This window comes from Pseudogemmobacter humi (assembly GCF_900609055.1).
Taxonomy (GTDB): Bacteria; Pseudomonadota; Alphaproteobacteria; order Rhodobacterales; family Rhodobacteraceae; genus Pseudogemmobacter; species Pseudogemmobacter humi.
This window is the reverse complement of record NZ_UXAW01000013.1, coordinates 1-668: the sequence shown is the minus strand read 5'-3', so window position 1 is coordinate 668 and position 668 is coordinate 1. Positions and strand designations below refer to the sequence as shown.

1 pseudogene is annotated in these 668 nt (G+C 61.7%); it reads right to left on the bottom strand.

Features of this window, described 5'->3' with window-relative positions:
* Positions 1-581, bottom strand: a pseudogene (locus XINFAN_RS00070) (transposase); the annotation flags it as partial.
* Positions 582-668 lie beyond the last annotated feature (87 nt).

Sequence of the window (668 nt, the reverse complement as noted above, 5' to 3'; positions counted from 1 at the left end):
TAGACGGGCAGACCGCTGTCCGGATCTTCCACGATGGCAACCAGCCGAGCCGCATTGGCTGCACCCTGTGGCACGATCTGACCAAATTCGGTCAGGTGGCCGCGTGAGGCGCGTTGATAGCCTGTGTGCGCTGCCTGATCAGAAGCTCCCGTATGCGGAAGACCATTGCGGCCCCCTGGGTTTCTTCGCTCTTAACAGGCACAAAGCGCATCGTTGGACGCGTTCATCTGCGCCTTCGAACGATCCCCCGGATCGTTCGATTGCTGCGCAAACGGCTTGATACCTCGCAGATTGCCTCGGCATCAGCAGCATCATTCTTCTGACGCTTGACGAAGGGCTTCACCCAGGCGGGCGGGATCAGCCGCACCTCGTGCCCGGGCTTGCGGATCTCGCGGCCCGGGAAATGCGCCCCTCCGCAGGCTTCCATGGCGACAATGCAGGGCGATAGCTGGCGGAAGAAGGGCAGAACCTGGTCCCGCCTCAGCCTCTTGCGAAAAAGAACATGGGCCTGAGGCAGATGCCCCATGTCCCTGAAACACATTCTGCGCCAGATCGCGCCCGACAGTGATAATCTCCGGCATGACCGCTCTCCTGTGTGGAGCCTCGCAGGCCCTCCCTGGCAAACAGATGCCGTCGGGCGGCGGTAACATCATAAATGCCCTGGTGCG